Origin of the sequence: Colwellia sp. Arc7-D (assembly GCF_003061515.1) — a bacterium.
Classification (GTDB): domain Bacteria; phylum Pseudomonadota; class Gammaproteobacteria; order Enterobacterales; family Alteromonadaceae; genus Cognaticolwellia.
In genome coordinates this window covers 4,241,948-4,259,599 of record NZ_CP028924.1, presented here as the reverse complement: position 1 = coordinate 4,259,599, position 17,652 = coordinate 4,241,948, and the positions used below count along the sequence as shown (strand labels likewise).

Sequence of the window (17,652 nt, the reverse complement as noted above, 5' to 3'; positions counted from 1 at the left end):
CACTATGAATGGCGTAACAAACCCACTTAATTTGATTAGGCTACTGACTTTTTCGTTATTTGTCTTACTTTCAGTATACTTGCCTAAAGTATTGGCAGCCGATAAAGTTTTTCCTCCGGGCTCAGTGATTATTAACATGGGAGTGCTTCCTCAAACTGCAGCTAATGGTTTGAAACCCTATGGATTGATTTATGAGTTAGCGGTAAATCAGCAAATTCCGGTCGATTGGTCTATTAGCCCTACTAAAGCTCAAGATGGCATTGATTTTACCGTTGATGGTGTCAACTATCGGGGTGGCTCATTTATCATAGCTGCGGACTTTGTTGCTGAGGCTAGCGCCATATTATCAACCTGGCAGGCTAAAGGTGTGGTGATTAGTTCACCGACTAGTAGCAGTTTTACAGCGCCTATTATATCCAGCATTACATCTTTTCCCAATGCAGTACTCGATTTAGACAGGGGATCACTGGTAGTACCTTATTATGAGAGCGCTGAAATTCCATCTAGCTCTTATCGCATGGGCTTACCTTCTGATTTAAATAGCTGTGATGATTTCTATGCCATGCCTCATGCTGATCCTGCCTGGGCGACGCATCAAAACTTGCTGCCGTTTATCGAAAATGGCGGCCATCTGTGGGCAGCTTGTCATGCTGTAAGTGTTCTTGAGAGTCTAGAAAATCCAGTTGATCCAACCGAGAACTTTCATTTTTTGAGTAATGATGGCTTGATTATTTTTGGCGATCACGAAGCAGGAACACTCCCTTATAGCCAAGCCATACCGAATAGCCCAATGGCTCAATATATGGGGAAAATAGATCTGGCTACGGAAAACGGCTCTGAACAAATTTACCTACCAGTGCCTGGAAGCGGCTGGCGTAGTACAACCAATATTGGGGTTTGGGACCCCGATCACCCCGATGTGCCCGCTAATAGCCCAGGCAAAGCAGTAAAGCTTGCTTGGGGAAGAGCATTTGGTGATTCCAATGCAGGTATGGTGATGTATGAAGGCGGCCACAGTCATGCCAAAGGGACAGCGGATGATGTCAACGCGCAAAGAGTGTACTTCAGCTCATTGTTGCATGCAGGTGTTGAGAAACGACCTAATATCGAAATGATTACTGCTGAACTGCCAAGCGACATAGATGAAGGTGACGCTATATCGCTTGGAGTTACGGTCACTGAAGGAAGTGGCCTTTACACTTACCAATGGAAAAGTACTTGTGGAGGCACTTTTTCTAATCCTAACGGTGCCACTACTACGTTTACTGCACCTGAAACGAATGTTGACATGCCATGTACGATTCGCGGTGTCGTTTCTGATGTGTGTGGTCGCACAAGTTACTATGCGAAAGGCGCAATAATTCATCCGGTTTTTTTATCTGACCTACAGATTACTAAAACAGATAATGCTGACCCTGTTGGCACGGGTGAAACGATCAATTATACCCTAACTGTTGTTAATGCTGGTCCGGACACAGCCCCAAATGTTGTGGTTATCGATGATCTTACTGCCACCAATACAACCTTTGTTTCAGCTAGCGGCAGCGGCTGGAGTTGCAATAATAATTCAGGGGTGGTCAGTTGTACCGTAACCTCATTGCCAGTTGGTACGTCGACAATTAATTTAGCGGTTACCGCTCCGGTGTTTGCAACCACAGTAAATAATACGGCCTCAGTCAGTTCTGACGCCACCGAAGTAGACCCTGCCAATAATAGTGCGACTGAAAGTACCGGCGTAAAAGCCAGAGTTGATTTAGCCATCAATAAGTTTATCGGTCCAAAACCGGAAGTGCTCGCTGGTGAAGATTATAGTTATTTTATGAATGTAGATAACGTCAATGGCGCTGAAGCTTCGACAGAAATAATTATGACTGATGTGCTTCCCGTTGGGGCTGAATATGTCAGTGCTAGTGGTATAGGTTGGTCTTGTGGCTATGATATATCGACTCGAACCGTTATTTGTACTCTACCTGGTGGGCTAGCCCCAGGTGGAACGGCAGATATCATTGAATTGGTCGTCACGAGTACAGAGGGTGGAGATTACGTCAACACTGCTTCAGTGGATGCTCCAGAGTCGTTTGATACTAACTCCACCAACAATAGTGATTCAGCAACCCGCACAGTAGCTGCAGTTACTGCATTGGAAATCAATAAGTTAATTAATAATGCTAATCCGGTTGATAATGAAGCCATCGTGTTTACATTGCTCTTGACCAATAATGGTCCAAGCACAGCAACTGACATACGTGTAACCGATCCGGTTCCACTTTATGTAGCCTCAGTACAAAGTGGATTTGATGGTGTCAGCAGTCCCGATAATGGCATCACAACGCCTAATGGTGGTAGTGTCGCATTAACCCAAACTAATAATGTATTGCAGTGGGATATTACCCAGTTAGATGTGGGTGAAACGGTAGCGCTTACTATTGATGCCACTTATCAACGTGCTACATTTCTACTCGGTGGTACAGTAGACGACGGTCTTGTTGAGAATGTCGCCACCATTTTTGAGTTCGGTAGCTATGGTGTACCTCAAGTCGTGGATCCTGACCTGTTTGACAACCTTGATACCGCTTCGGTAGGTAGCCCTGAAGCTGATGTTGGGGTTAGCAAAATAGCCACAAAAGATGCCACAGTGCCATCACCAATTTCGGTCTCAGAATTGGACAGAAATGACAGTTTTTCTTACGTCATTGACGTAGTTAATAACGGCTCTTCTGACTTGTCGATTCGATTGGCAGGTACATTGCAAACTGATTTACAAGTCGTTGATACCTTGCCCGAAGAAGTAACATTTGTCGATTTGACCAATACCGATGCAGCTTGGAGCTGTCTCACCGCAGGAGTACCTGTTACGGTTACATGTGATTACCGACCTTCAGCTGACGAAACTTTCGCAAACGGTAGTAGCTTACCGCCTATTGTGATCAATGCTATTGCCCCTGCCGATACTGGAGATCTGACAAATCAGGTGGCAGTGAAATATACCAATTCAGAAGTGAATGAAAGAGTAGATAATAACTCTGTGAATGACAGCTTTACCTTGGTAACGCCAGTAACGGCTCCACAGGTGGATCTTGCTTTAAGTAAGGTGGTTGATAACGCCACTCCGGCCATCGGTGAAACGGTGACCTACACTATCACTGTCGACAATACGACTGGGCCAGATGATGCTACTGGCTTACAGATCAGCGATACATTACCCGTCGGTGTTACGCAGTTAACGGCGACTGCCAGTGTGGGAAGTTATAACGGTGGCGTTTGGGCTATTGGTGATTTACCGTTTGGCAGTTCTGCAAACTTAATAATTACTGCAAAGGTGGACAATCCAGAGCAAATTACTAATACGGCTGAGATTACTGCATTTAATGAAGTAGACCCCACGCCTGAAAGTCCAAAATCGGCAGTGATTGATGTACCTGACGCGGATTTACAATTGACTAAAGTTGTGAGTGCCGCTCCAGTTGCTCCAAACAGTGCGCCTCTGACAGTCGGTCAATCAGTAGAGTTTACTATAACACTGGAAAACAACGGTTCGGTTGACGGCCTTGGTTCGCAGGTCGCAACCAATGTGGTAGTGACAGATGTGTTGCCTAATGGTTTGACTATTGTCGATGCAGGTACAGATATCACCACTTCCGTTGGCACAGCAACATTAGATGCTAGTGGTAGTGTTATTACTTGGAATATCCCTGCTATAGCGGTTGGTGCAGGTAATAAACAAGAGGTGGTGATTGTAGCCCGCGTTGATAGTAATGCAACGTTGGTTAATAACGCCTCGGTTACCGCTTCAGATCTGCACGATGCGATAACAGCTAATAATAGTGATTCGGCTACGGTGGATGTTATCGAAGCTGATTTGAACGTGACAAAGACTTTTGTCAATGATCGTGTGGTCTATCCGGGTGATACCGCGGAGTTTACCATTGAAGTGACAAACAACGGTCCTGATACAGCCACAGGTGTACAATTGCTAGATACTATGACACCAGGGTTATCAGTGACTGTGCCGGCTACTGATATTAGCGTTACTAGTGGTAGCTTCATTTACAATGCCAGTGCAGGCACCATTGACTGGACAGTTGGTACCGTCGCAATAGGTGTTACGCAAACCATGACAGTTAAGGCAAATGTTAGTCAAACAGGTACCTTGCGTAATAACGCTGAAATTAGTGCTAGCGATCAATCTGATGCCAACCCCAATAATAACTATGACGCTGTAACTGTGCTGAGTGGCGGTAATGCCGACTTGTTTTTAACCAAGCAAATTGATGATCCCTCAGTCACCATCGGTGATACGGTCACCTTCACCTTGGAAATAGTTAATAATGGCCCTGATTCGGCGACAAACATTGTGGTGCAAGATATCATGCCGAGCGATTTGTCAAACATCAGTGGTACGCCATCATCGGGTTTATTCAATTCCACCACCGGAATTTGGGATAGCTTCTCATTACTTAACGGTGAAACAGCCACTCTAGTGATAACCGCTCAGGTAGATGCATCAGGGCAATATAGTAATGTGGGTTTGATTTTGGGTTCTGATCAGGGTGATCCTGATGCCACCAGTGATATTGCCAAATCGTTGTATGAAGTATTCCCAGCGGGAACACTAAACCAGCTCAGCGGCTTTGTATACTACGATGCTAACGACAACGGCAGTCACGATGCTGAGGGGGCGGTCAATCAGAACACCTATGTCAAACTGGTTTCTGATCTCGACCCATATTATGCAGTTGAAATAGCCAGTGTAGACCCAAGTACCGGCGCTTATAGCTTCGATGGAGTGCCTGATGGTAGCTATCAACTGGTAGTAGATGACAATAATTTTTCTTCTGATGTCACTGCCAATGCTCCAAATGCTTGGGCATTTCGAACGCCATCCAATGGCCTTAACACTATTACTGTAACGGGAGCTGATATCAGCAATATTGATTTTGGATTATTGCCAGATATTCAATATGGCGTTCTGGCAGGTCAGGTGATCATCAATGAGGTGTTAACCCGCACAAAAAATGGTAACGATCAGTTTATTGAAATCAGCAATGTATCCGGCGGCCCTATTTCATTGGCGGGTTGGCAATTGGTAGACGGCAACATTTATGTTGATGATATCGATGGAGGCGACTCTTTAACCGGAGATGCAAATAATCCCAGTTATATATTTCCAAGCGGCGCGTCATTGGCTAATGGTGAGTATGCGGTTATTTGGTTAGGGCCTAATTCAGGTGATACTCAGGCACCCGCAGCTGGGTTTCAAGATTGGATGGATGTTAATGATAACTTAAACCGTGATGGTGATGAGTTGTGGTTAATTAACTCTTCATTAGGCCTAATTGATTATATTGCCTGGGGAGCCGGAAATGATTTAAATACCCCTCCACCGGCTTCGTTAAACGCGTGGAACACAGTTACTCAAGCAGAATTGGATGGCGTAGGCAAGGGACAGTCTTTAAGCTTGACCCGTGATTCTCTTGATGGCAATACCAGTGCTTGTTGGGAAATGACCACCAGTGATGATGCCAGTGGCCGCTGTTCAGCTTTTTTACCCACTATAATCGGCGATGATGATGCTGCTGCTGGTAGAACTTCTTCCGCCGGACTTAATAACAATGGCGTTACCTTCGTTCCTGCTACTATAGGCGTGATAGTCAGTGGTTACTTGTATAGCGATGCAAATCATAATGGTCAGTTCAACACTGACGAGATTGGAACTGCAGATAGTACCCTTGTGTTGTTCAACTTAGTCGATAATACCTGTATTTCGGTCATGACGAATAATGAAGGCTATTATGAATTTACATCGGTGGCAAATGGCGATTACCAAATCATATCTGCTGATGGCGAGGCTGTACCGACACCAGCCACCTGCCCGGTTGCTGAGTCAGACCCTAGCGGTACTGTTTCAACTACCACTAATACACGTGAGGTTACCGTTGCCGGTGTTACCATTCCAAATCAAAATTTTGGTGACTACAATGGAAGTATTGTGCGAGGTAATGTTTTTGTCGATAACGGGGCGGGCGCAGGTACTGCATATAACGGTATTTTGGATGGTGATGAGCAGGCAAGTGCTAGTGTGCCCATTGAGCTTCTCGACGGTACTACCGTATTGGAAAGCGTACTGACCGATGCGAGTGGAGGATTTGAGTTATGGGTGCCATCGACCTACAGTAATATCAGTATTCAGGCACAGACACCCAGTGGCTATATATCGGTTACAGAATCCGTTGGAAACAGTGGCGCAACAGTTGATACTGATCGCGATGTAATTAGCTTCACTGCACTAGCAGGCACGACCTATACCGACCTTGCCTTTGGCGATATAGCAACTCCAGCCTTTGCGCCAGATCATAAGCGTAGTGGCATTGCCGGAAGCTTTGTTGTTTTTCCTCATACTTTTACCAGTGAGGCTCCTGGTGATGTTAGTTTTAGTATTATAAATCCGGTAGCTACACCTGATATGAGTGGTTGGTCGGCGATTCTATATTTAGATGAAGACTGTGATGGTCAGTTGGCAGCATCTGATCCGGTGATTAATGGCAGTATTCAAGTTGATCCTGATACAAATAAACAAATTTGCACCATCGCTAAAGTATTAATACCCGCTATGGCAGACCCTAATGCGCAATATCTTATTGAAGTTAAATCTGACATGGCATTTACTGGTGCAGATATCGCTAATAATACCAGTGTGCGCTCAGATCTAACCACGGTAGGTTTAGCGTCAGAGGCGGGTTTAATTATTGTTAAGTCGGTTGATAAGACGAGTGCTTTACCTGGCGAAACCTTGGTATATACAATTATTTATCGCAATACCAGTCGGGAGCCGCTTGATAATATAGTGGTCTATGATTCAACACCCGTGTTTACACACTTTTTGTCCGCGTCTTGTATTACTCCGCTACCTACATCTATTAGTAATTGTGCAGTTACAAAAGCGCCAGCTGTCAATGGCTCTGGCTCAGTAGCGTGGACAATGACAGGAAAACTCGACCCAGATACTGAAGGAACAGTGGTCTATAAGGTAGGGGTAGACAATTAATCATATGGAAAAACAAGCGATAGCGAAAAATTTTTGACGGTTTATTGATTGAGGAGGAAGCCTTCGGCGAATATATGTTAGCGTTATGCAAATTATATATTCGCGTCAAAGCGCTCGATGATTAATATTTTATGTTGATTTATATAATAAGTGGTATTTAAAATATCACATGGCATCGATAACGCTCAAGCTTGTTTGAATAGTGCATAGCAAAACAAAAAGCTTTCAAAAAAGCAGTAAAACCTACAGTTAACTTCGTTTAACAACATATACTTTTTATAATTCACCCTTTTATTCAATAATAGTGAGGGTTGGTATTACCAAAAGCTCCGCAAATTAAAGCTATTTTTTGTTATCATTTTCCCGCGTTATCATATTAGCTTTTATCTAACTTTATTTGTAAAAAATGGCTGAAAGTAGTTGCTTTACATTTCCAATATTATTTATATACCACAACAGAAACTTTAATAGATTCTTAGTTGAAATTTTTGGTGTTTAATGGCGCCATAATTTCTACTAAAATAAACATATAGAAGCAGCCAATATAGGACTGCTTTTTTGTTACTGTATTTACTTTTCATAAACTTCGTTTAAATATTATAGAAGCATAAAATAAGTTGTAAAAAAATATGACACAACACACTTAGAATTGATATTTCATCAAAGAATATAGCGGATCAATTACACTAAAATCTTAATGTAAGGATACGTTATCAAAAGTTATCACTATTACTGATCTTAATATCAGTTATAGCTGTCCAAAACATAACTTAACTGAATGAAAAAAAAGGTTTTAATATAAATTGTCAGCTCTAATGTCATGGTTATAAAGTACTATTAATTTTCAAGGGAGACTGTCGAAAAATTTTACACATTTAAGTGATATATGTATAAAAAAAATTACACATAAAGTTAATTTGTTGATATTAAACGTTTAAATTTAAATAATACAATTGGTATGCTTTGTGCATTATCAGACTTTAGTGAATTAAAAGCTTTTTGAGGAATTAATTAGTTAATACTTAAGGATAACTTGAGTAATTAATGATTTTTAGATTTCGATATTTGTTAAATTTTTTAAATAAGGTAACTGATAATGTATAACAATAAAAACATTGTTCAAAAAGTAAAAAGCAGTATATGGAGCCGTGTCGTTTTAGGTGCAATGCTTATAGGTATGAGTATGTCGAGCCAAGCTAGCTTGGCTGGTTTTGATTTACAAGATAGCCCAGATATATCAGCTTTATCGCTTGAAACCACATACTTTGAAGAAACTGATGAATTTACTGCCAAAGGTTATGCAAGTGAACTTCATTATAATGGCCTTACGTACCAACTTGACGGCGATGGTAAAGATTACGTACTAGAGGCTAAAATTGATAATAATGGTGACTTTGAAAGTGGCAGTATATCAATAGGTGGTTGGCTTACCGGCAAAGACGGCTCAGGCAAAGGTATAGCCTTACCAGATGGCTACATGCGTTCACCTACTAATACTACCTTATTAACTGGCGTTCTTTCTCAATTCGGCTTTGAAAACTCAGGAACATTATACTTCCTATTTGAAATAACAGGCGGTGACGCTGCAGACTTCTTTGGTGGCATTAATAGCATTGGTGCTATTATCCTTGCAAAATCAGGTTTTTCTGGGGACTGGATGAGTAATTTTTCAAGTACCAGCGCACTATCTGATAACGGACTTCGTGTAGCAGTTCCTGAACCAACAAGCATGTGGTTACTTGGCTCGGGCATTCTTGGCCTAGCGGGTTTTTCTCGCCGCAAAAAAACTAAGTAAATTATAATAGTGGAATGCAGTCTTGGGTTTATTTGCACTGTATTCCACCAACACCTTTCTCAATTTAAAATATTGCTCTTCCTTTTCACTAAGTATTAAGGGTGAACTGTGACTAATGTTATTGAAAATATGAAATATTTTTTGAGCCAAATTTTGGAGCCCTACATGATAAATTTACACAAAAATCATCGCCTTTGGATAACCACTAGTGCAGTGTTAATGGCGTTAGCTGTACCAAAGTTATCAACAGCTGCGTTGCTGAACGACACATTAGAACTGACACAGATAAGCTATAATTTGCAGGATCCTACTACAACAAATTACCACGCTGTTGACAATACGTTGGTTGTTAATTCATTACCGGTATCACTTACATTACCAAACCTTCGCCCAATATATATCAATCCTGTTTCTGGTGGCGAAGAACACTTTATTATTAATATTAGCGTTGATGAAACCGGTGCCTTAATTGGTGGCAACCCAGGCCATGATTTATTTGTTTATGGTGAAGTTGATGTACCCAATGTAGGTACAGTATCGGGTGAATTACTTACCGGTGAGGTCAGTGCTTTTGGCTATTTCAATGCATCATCGAATAACGATATAGTAGATTTTAACTTTACGATCACTGGAGGATTACTGCAAAATTTATTTCCTACAGGCGTAGTTTCTGTCTCTCAAATAATGGAAACCTCAACCTTTAACGGTGATTTTACTGTTGATTTTGAAGGTGAATCTAAAGGTAACTTAGGTGGTATTCCTGCAAAAACCGCTATTATTGGTGACCGTGTATGGTCTGACCTTAATGCCGATGGTATTCAAAACTGTACCGATGGTGGCGCAAACGATAACAACTTCCCAGCTGATGGCATAATCGGTAATGCTGGCGATGCTGGCGCAGAATGTGATGCGGGTGTTGCTAATGTTACTGTTAATTTATTAACAGCTGGTTCAGATGGCTATTGTGGTTCAGGCGACGAAGCGTTTGTTGCTACTCAAGCTACCGATGCTAATGGTTTTTACTTATTTAATAGTGTTCAGCCTGGTTCTTATTGTGTATCAATAGTTAAACCGGCTGGCACTGAATGTACTACCGAGAATGTCGGTGGTGACAATTTAGTGGATAGCGATTTTGTTGACCAAGGGGATGGCACTTGTCAAACCGTTGATAACAACCAAAACCCTATTGTAGTTGTAGCCGGTGATAAAGACCTTTCTTTTGATGCGGGCTTAGTGGGTTCAAGTGCTTCACTTGGCGACCGTGTATGGAATGACCTTAATTTAGATGGTATTCAAAATTGTATCGATGGTGGTGCTAACAATTCTAGCTTCCCTGCAGATGGTATTCTAGGTAATTTAGGCGATTCTGGTACAGAATGTAATTCAGGTATTGCTGATGTAACCGTTAACTTATTGTCAACTGGCTCTGATGGCGTATGTGGTACAACTGATGAAATGATTGTTACGTCACAAATTACAGACAGCAATGGTTTTTACTTGTTTGATGATATTGCTCCTGGCAATTATTGTATCGCTGTAGTTAAACCTGCAGGCTATGAATGTACTGTAGACAATATGGGCAATGACGATGTTGCCGATAGCGATGTGGTTGCTCAAGGCGATGGTACCTGTCAGACGGTTTTTGCAAACCAAAACTCAATTGAAGTGATAGCCGGTAGCAATAACATTACTATTGATGCAGGACTTGTAAGTTCAACTGCAGCATTAGGTGACCGTGTATGGCAAGACCTTAACGGCAATGGTATTCAAGAATGTGCTGATACGAACGGTAATGGCATTGTAGGTGATACCGGTGATATGGGTACTGAGTGTGGCGCTGGTATTGCAAGTGTTGGTGTTTCATTACTAGAAAACCTTGATGGTGATGCAAGTTGTACTTCAGGTGATGAAGATGTAATTGCAAATACCACTACTGATGCAAATGGCTTTTACCTTTTCTCAGATCTTATAGCGGGTAACTACTGTGTAGAATATACGCTACCTAACGGTTATGTATATACGTTGCAAAATCAAGGTGATACAAACTTTGATAGTGATGCAGATGCGGTAACAGGCCGTACAGCTAACGTAGATATTTTGACTAATCAAACTAACTTATCTGTTGATGCCGGCGTTATTGCTCCAGCGTCTATAGGTGATACAGTTTGGAATGACCTTGACCGTAATGGTTTGTTTGTTGATGAATTTGGTGTTGCTGGCATAAGCGTAGAATTGTTTAATTGTAGTAATACTCAGGTAACCGACATTTATGGCAACCCTGTGCTTCCAACAGTTACTGACAGTAATGGCTTATACAACTTCGGTAACTTAAAACCGGGTGGATATACGGTTAAGTTTACTACCAGTGCTGGTCTTGAGTTTACTACTGCTGTTGTTGGTCCTGATGTAATGGATAGCGACGCAGAAAACTTCAACCAAGATGGCACTATGGGTACAACACGTTGTATTACTTTAGCCTCAGGTGAAAGCAACACGGATATTGATGCTGGTATACGTACAATTAATGAATCACGTATTGGCGACTTCGTATGGAATGACACCAATGCTAATGGTATTCAAGACCTTAATGAGTTAAGCAATGGTATAGAAGGTGTACCTGTTGAATTGATGATTTGTGGTGCTGATAACTTCTTAATTTCTACGGGTATAACGACTAATACCAACGCGAGTGGCTTGTACTTCTTTGAAGGCCTTTCTGCTGGTAGTTATGCAGTACAGTTTGATTTAGCTTATTTGACTCAAGCAGGATACATAGTTAGTCCACGCTTTACTGGTATGAGTACCGACGTAGATAGTGATGCTAATCCAAATTCTGGCGCGAGTGAATGTATAGAATTAGGCGTTAGAGACCAAAACCTGACATTGGATGCAGGCGCTTATTTACCGGCTAGTTTGGGCGACCAAGTATGGCTTGATAGCGATAACAATGGCGTGCTAAACAATGAAAATGGTTTAGATGGCGTAATGGTTGAGTTATTCGACTGTAGCAACAGCACTGTTATTGATATCTTTGGTAATGAAGTAACGTCTGTGTTTACTAATTCATCAGGTATGTACAATTTCACTGATTTGGTCCCAGGTGACTATAGAGTTAAATTTACGGCTCCATCAGGTTTAAGTTTTACTAATGCTAATGTTGGTATTGATGAGACTATAGATAGTGATGTAGAGAACTTTGACGGCGATATGGGTACAACCAGTTGTATTACGCTAGGTTCTGGTGAGCAAAATGTAGATGTAGATGCAGGTTTTGTTGCTCCAATAGCCCAATGTGCTTTAGATATTAATGCTACTTGTGCAATTATACCTTCACTGCAACCAGTTAACTTTGTTTGTAGTGATGCTAAGCCACTAGATACATTATCAATGATTTGGGATGGTCAAGATAATGTAAACATTGTTGCTTATTACGGTAAAACTGATAATACAGAGTTAACGACTCGTAGTAATGTTAACAATGGCGATGTGGTTACTATCAGCGGTTTTGCTGGTGCAGGTAATGACATTGATTGGGAAGTATTCAACGCTAATGGTGATAGCTTAGGTACATCTCGTTTCCATATGTCATGTTCTGACTCTGGTATGAATGGCCCTGAAGATTGTGGTGCTCCGCAAGGTAATAGTAAAAACAATGAAGCAGGCTTATTAAATAGCTGGTTACTAGACGGTTTAGCGGGTGAAAATGGTGTTGCGTTAGTATGTAACTCACCAACTGATCCAATTGCTACTGCGGAAACTTGTACTTATGAAATGCCTACTAATGCTTCGTGTGATAGCAAGCCTGTTAATGTAAGTTTACGTTATCTTGGTGGCGATTGTGTTATTAGCAACACTCAAGGTGGTAAAGCAGAATGTATCGTTGGTGGTACAGCTGGTGACAATGTTCGTATCAAAGTGAGCAATGGCAAAACAGGTAACAAGGCTAAAGTATTTCTTGATACCGTTCAGGCCAATGTAACTATTGGTGATGTTGTTACTGCAACCTCTGCAGCAGCTAATGAAAACGATTTTGATTCAAATACTATAATTGAAATCTTTAGCGCTACAGGTAACTTGGTACAAAAAGTAGCTATGCATACATCATGTTCATTACCTTTAAGTTTAGGTGACCAATATGGTGCAGTTGATTTAGTTGCTATGGATACCAAAAGTGGTCAATCAATATCTGCGGGTGTTGAAATGCTTTATAACTACACCATTGTAAACAACAGTACTGAACGTTTTGTTGATGAAGCTTCTGATAGTTTTGGACCGCTTGGATCTCTTGATCTAGCAGCTCAAGGTGGCAGTGCTGAATTGACTCGTACTCAGTTTGTTTTACCTGGTGTTGATAATGTCTTTAACAACACGCTAACAGTAACGGGTAACCTTAGACCTTCTGGTATAGCTTGTAGTGCTCAAGATACTGTTCCTCTAACGGTTGTAGTACCTGAAAAACCGCCAACACCAGAGCAAGTGCTGACTTGTAGTGACATTAAACCATTAACTGAATTATCAATGATTTGGAATGGCGCAAATGGTACAACAGTTACAACAGCTGCAGGCCAAGTGTTTGAAAATCTACAGGAAGGTAATTTGATTAACTTCATCGTTGATAGAGATGCTTATGGTAATGATTTTGCTGTTACGCTAAGTGGCGCTACTAGTGGTGAATCGGCATTCCATTTGTCATGTTCTGATGACTTTATGGATGGCTCTGATGACTGTGGTTCTGCACAAGGTAACAATAAAAACGATGATAACAGCCTAGTAAACAGCTTTGCATTAAATGGCATGACAGGTGAAACTGGCTCATTTAGCTGTGACTTAAACAATACAGGTGTTGTTGAAGCTGTTTTAGGTGCGCCAAGCAGTGGTTCAGTTGGTGCAGTTAGAGCAGAGTTTAAGGACTTAAAAAAGAAAGAATATAAGTTCTATATTCATAACGATAGTAATAAAGATGTTTTCATAGAAAGCATCTCTGTTGACTGGCCTACTTCTGTAAACGGTGATTTAGTCGAAATCAAGAATGGTGGAGATAAAATCTACGATACTGAAACACAGGCTTCACCGGTCACTGTGACTAGATGGGAAAAGTCACAAGATAAAAGAAAAATTAAGGCCGATGATAAAAAAGAGATCAAGATAAAGTTTGACGATAAGGTAGATAAAAACATGAATAAGTACTCAGTAGAGATTGAGCTAAGTACTGGTGAAGTAATTACCCTTATGTAAAAATGAATAATTAAATTTTTGATGATTAAAAAGTGCTCACATGAGCGCTTTTTTTTTGTGAAATAATTTATTTTTATATAAAGTTCTCTGCACTCTGCTTTTAGGTAGCATGACTTTATTTGTCCTGACCGATAACTTTGCCAACAAAGGGGGTACTGTTACCTTCAAGTAACAAGTCCGCCCTGTGATAAAGCAGCCATAGGCATCAATAATTGTCATATAACTTTTGCTCGCTATTGACTGACATTTATAACTATTTCGTTAACGTTAAAACTGCAGATAATATCTGTTTATATCAAATCACAGAGACTATCATTATTTATTGCGATACAGACGCCGTTACTAGAAAAACCATCCTTAAAAATATCGTTATTATTGAGATACTTTGAGAACAATTTTACCTGTGTGTTTCTTTTGTAAGAAAACTTCTTGAGCTGCATTTATTTCTTCTAATGGGAAAGTATCCGCAACAATTGGAAGAATTTGACCTTTCTCAATATAGGTAATTAATTTTTGGAATATGTCAGGGTTCAGTACTGTACAGCCGAAAAAACTTAAATCTTTTAAATAAAGTGTTCTGATATCCAAATCGACTAAGGCTCCGCCAATTGCACCAGATACAGCGTATCTACTGCCTGGTTTTAGCAATTGTAAAAATTGAGGCCACTGTTTTCCAGCGACTAGATCAATAACAACATCAATACTATTTTCACCAAAAGCTGCAATTAAGTCAGCATCTCGTGATATTACTCGATCTGCACCTAGCGCTAATAATTGTTTATTTTTACTTGGACTGGTGATAGCAATGACATACGCTCCACGAGCTTTGGCAAGCTGAATTGCAGCCGAACCAACACCACCAGAAGCACCAGATATTAACACGGTATCCTGAGAAGATACGTTAGCTCTGCTAAGCATATTTTCTGCTGTTGAATAAGAACAAGGGAATGACGCTAATTCGACATCGGAGAGTCGGCTATTAACTTTATAGGCATGTTTGGCTGCGACTACTGTATATTCTGCAAAACCGCCATCACATTCAGAGCCAAAGTACCAAGGCGAATTAAGAGCTTGGCTGTTGGCTTCGTTAAGGCAAGGCTCGATTAGAACGCGGTCACCTATTCGACTTGCACAGACATTATCACCTACGGCAACGATAATACCACAGACGTCAGCTCCTTGAATTCGAGGCAATGCTAACGCCGTACCAGACCAGCCAGCATCAGCGCTATTGCTATCACTTTTTGAATACCAAGCTGTACGAGTATTGATATCAGTATTATTTACTCCAGCGGCAGAAACCTGGATCAGTACATCATTTGAAGTAGGTGTTGGTACTGGAATATCACTACAATATCGGAGATTTTCGGCTCCTCCATGGCCAATAAGTTGGATTCCTTTCATTCTCTTAGGAATTATAGTCATTATTTATCCTCCTTTAAAAGTTGTAATAGCGTGTTTTGTGCAGATGTAACAGCTTTTCGTCCTAGCACTGGCCATGCGCTTGATACCCCTTCATGAAGTAAAAAAATAACCATCGCAAGATCGTTTCTTTTACTTTGTTGGCCTAGAAACTGAAGAACATCTTCTTTGTGCTTTTTAACTGCTTTATTTATAAGATCGTTATCTGGAAAGGCAGCAATAGCATTCATTGACAAGCAACCATGTGGTGCAAATTCATTCATCCATAGTTCAAGCTTATTAAAAATATGTAAAACTGACTCAATACCACGAGCAGGTGAGTCGTTAAGTAGAAAAGTAAGGTACCTTTGATGACGATATTCTAACGCACCTACGATCATCGCTTCTTTAGATGGGTAGTGCTTGTATAGCGTTCGTAAGCTGACCTTGCATGCATTTTTCAGTTGAGCAACGCTTGGTTCAGCAAAACCATATTGGCTAAACGAGTTTTCAAGACTGACAGTAATTTGTTCTCTAAGCATTAGGACTCTATAGGTAGAATGTTTATTCTACATTAAAGGTAGAGTAAACGTTCTACCCTGTCAATATTTTGTTTAGATAATAAGGGATTTGAAGTTGCTAAACGTTATTGAAAGTCTGATATCAATAACGTTCAAACAAATATAAAATAGGTAAGGTACTATATTTCAATAGCTTAAGCTTTATTGGTTGCTAGTCCTTTAGCTAAGAAATAGAGGAACTGTACCCGTGAACTTAGTCAGCATAGGCTAAGTCTTGTCGTAAATAAGTCAAAGGGGTACGGCAAAAGAACCGAGAAAGCGAAAAATGACATAAATAGGCAATCTGGGCTTTAAAAGATAGTGGTTGCCGTTTAGTAAGTGAAAGTTACGATTATTTATAATTTAGATTAATAAATTTTAGAAATTCCAGTATTAATCCAAATTTTGGTTATATAATAAAGATATAATTAATTAAGTTTTTTGGCACTATTAGCCTATGTTAAAAAATAATCCTATATTACCTGTGATTTTGCTATACCTTTTAATAGCAGCGACTGATGCTAATGGCACTGAAAAATATATATGTGCTACAACCCATTACCCTCCTTATTCTACTTTCGATAATTCAAAAAAAGTATTTACTGGCTCCGATATAAATATAATTCAGTCGCTATCCAAGAGTCTTAAAATCGACATTGAAATTGTTAATTTACCTTGGGCTAGGTTAAAAACAGAAATACCACAGAATAATTATGATTGTTTTTTTTCATTAGGAAAATTTCCTCATAGGGAGGAATATTTAGACTACACAAGCATACCTACACATGTGACAAAAATTGCAATATTTGCCCCTAAGGGCGATAAAGATATGAATTTAGATTTATCTAACAAAATAGTTGGTGTACATCGAGGTATAAATTTTCATTTGGATATCCCAAGCTTGCATAAACTAGATAAGGCAACTATTCATAAATTCCCGACAAATGACATTTTATTTGAAATGCTAGTGGAAGAAAGAGTCGATGCAATTGTTATGAGTCAAACTGTAGCTGAATACTTATTACAAACTCAACACCCTAATTTTAGGGTAGATGTTCATCATATTAAGAGTTATGAACTCCCTGTGTATTTAGCATTTAGAAAGGGAACGATAAATATTAATAAAGTAAATAAAGAGCTGAATAAAATAAAAAGCGCATCAAACCTCTAAAAGTATCTTTCTTTTTTAGTGCGAATAAGTCATTTAGCCTATAGAACGTATTCGACTTCAGGCTCAAACGACTACATTTATTACTTGCCTAAATAGTTATTTTCACCGACATTACGAAAATTAAACGTTATAACTATAGCCATTGATTTGTTAATGGTTTTTCGATTTAAGTTATGAATGTGAGTTAAAGCATCAATATAGAAAATTTAAATTTAGGCGAGCAATAGTCTTTTAGTCAACTTATTTGCTACACCTAAAACTATTTCAATTAAATAGCCAATTCTTTCTTAAATTCGTCACTTGGTATTTTTAACACATCAATCGCTATGTTTTGCATGGCCTGATAGTGATCTTTCATTGTTTCATCTACATTTACATAATTGAAATTTTGATGACGCCAAAAAGCAGTGGCACCATAAGCGGTAAATGCTTGAAGTGCTTTCAC

The 17,652-nt window shown here is 40.0% G+C and carries 7 protein-coding genes; 4 read left to right on the top strand and 3 right to left on the bottom strand.

Going from position 1 to position 17,652, the window contains the following annotated elements:
• The first annotated feature begins 4 nt into the window (after window positions 1-4).
• The 3 genes from DBO93_RS18470 (at window position 5) to DBO93_RS18460 (ending at window position 14,075) form a co-directional block, all read left to right on the top strand.
• Window positions 5-7,045: a lamin tail domain-containing protein gene (locus DBO93_RS18470; RefSeq protein ID WP_108457649.1), complete on the top strand. Its 7,041-nt coding sequence runs from the start codon at window positions 5-7 to the stop codon at window positions 7,043-7,045.
• 1,096 nt (window positions 7,046-8,141) lie between these two features.
• Window positions 8,142-8,840: a PEP-CTERM sorting domain-containing protein gene (locus DBO93_RS18465; protein WP_108457648.1), complete on the top strand. Its 699-nt coding sequence runs from the start codon at window positions 8,142-8,144 to the stop codon at window positions 8,838-8,840.
• A gap of 165 nt (window positions 8,841-9,005) precedes the next feature.
• The gene (locus tag DBO93_RS18460) at window positions 9,006-14,075 is read left to right on the top strand and encodes an SdrD B-like domain-containing protein (protein WP_162533832.1); all 5,070 of its coding nucleotides are present in this window, start codon (window positions 9,006-9,008) and stop codon (window positions 14,073-14,075) included.
• A gap of 372 nt (window positions 14,076-14,447) precedes the next feature.
• Here DBO93_RS18460 and DBO93_RS18455 read toward each other — a convergent pair whose 3' ends face one another.
• Window positions 14,448-15,500 (bottom strand): alcohol dehydrogenase family protein, encoded by a 1,053-nt coding sequence (locus DBO93_RS18455; RefSeq protein ID WP_108457646.1) that lies wholly within the window; start codon window positions 15,498-15,500, stop codon window positions 14,448-14,450.
• Window positions 15,500-16,018, bottom strand: coding sequence for a TetR/AcrR family transcriptional regulator (locus tag DBO93_RS18450; RefSeq protein ID WP_108457645.1), 519 nt, complete (start codon window positions 16,016-16,018; stop codon window positions 15,500-15,502). Before DBO93_RS18450 ends, DBO93_RS18455 begins: the two co-directional genes overlap by 1 nt.
• 475 nt (window positions 16,019-16,493) lie before the next feature.
• Between DBO93_RS18450 and DBO93_RS18445 the strand changes: the two genes are divergently transcribed.
• Complete coding sequence (locus DBO93_RS18445; RefSeq protein WP_108457644.1) at window positions 16,494-17,207, top strand: transporter substrate-binding domain-containing protein; 714 nt, start codon at window positions 16,494-16,496, stop codon at window positions 17,205-17,207.
• Between the two features lie 268 nt (window positions 17,208-17,475).
• On the opposite strand, the gene DBO93_RS18440 is transcribed toward DBO93_RS18445, so the two are convergent.
• Window positions 17,476-17,652 (bottom strand): hypothetical protein, encoded by a 177-nt coding sequence (locus DBO93_RS18440; protein ID WP_182256436.1) that lies wholly within the window; start codon window positions 17,650-17,652, stop codon window positions 17,476-17,478.

Coding starts and splice junctions, on each gene's coding strand:
- DBO93_RS18455 (WP_108457646.1), bottom strand. CDS start 15,500: ATGACTATAATTCCTAAGAGAATGAAAGGAATCCAACTTATTGGCCAT.
- DBO93_RS18470 (WP_108457649.1), top strand. CDS start 5: ATGAATGGCGTAACAAACCCACTTAATTTGATTAGGCTACTGACTTTT.
- DBO93_RS18445 (WP_108457644.1), top strand. CDS start 16,494: ATGTTAAAAAATAATCCTATATTACCTGTGATTTTGCTATACCTTTTA.
- DBO93_RS18450 (WP_108457645.1), bottom strand. CDS start 16,018: ATGCTTAGAGAACAAATTACTGTCAGTCTTGAAAACTCGTTTAGCCAA.
- DBO93_RS18465 (WP_108457648.1), top strand. CDS start 8,142: ATGTATAACAATAAAAACATTGTTCAAAAAGTAAAAAGCAGTATATGG.
- DBO93_RS18460 (WP_162533832.1), top strand. CDS start 9,006: ATGATAAATTTACACAAAAATCATCGCCTTTGGATAACCACTAGTGCA.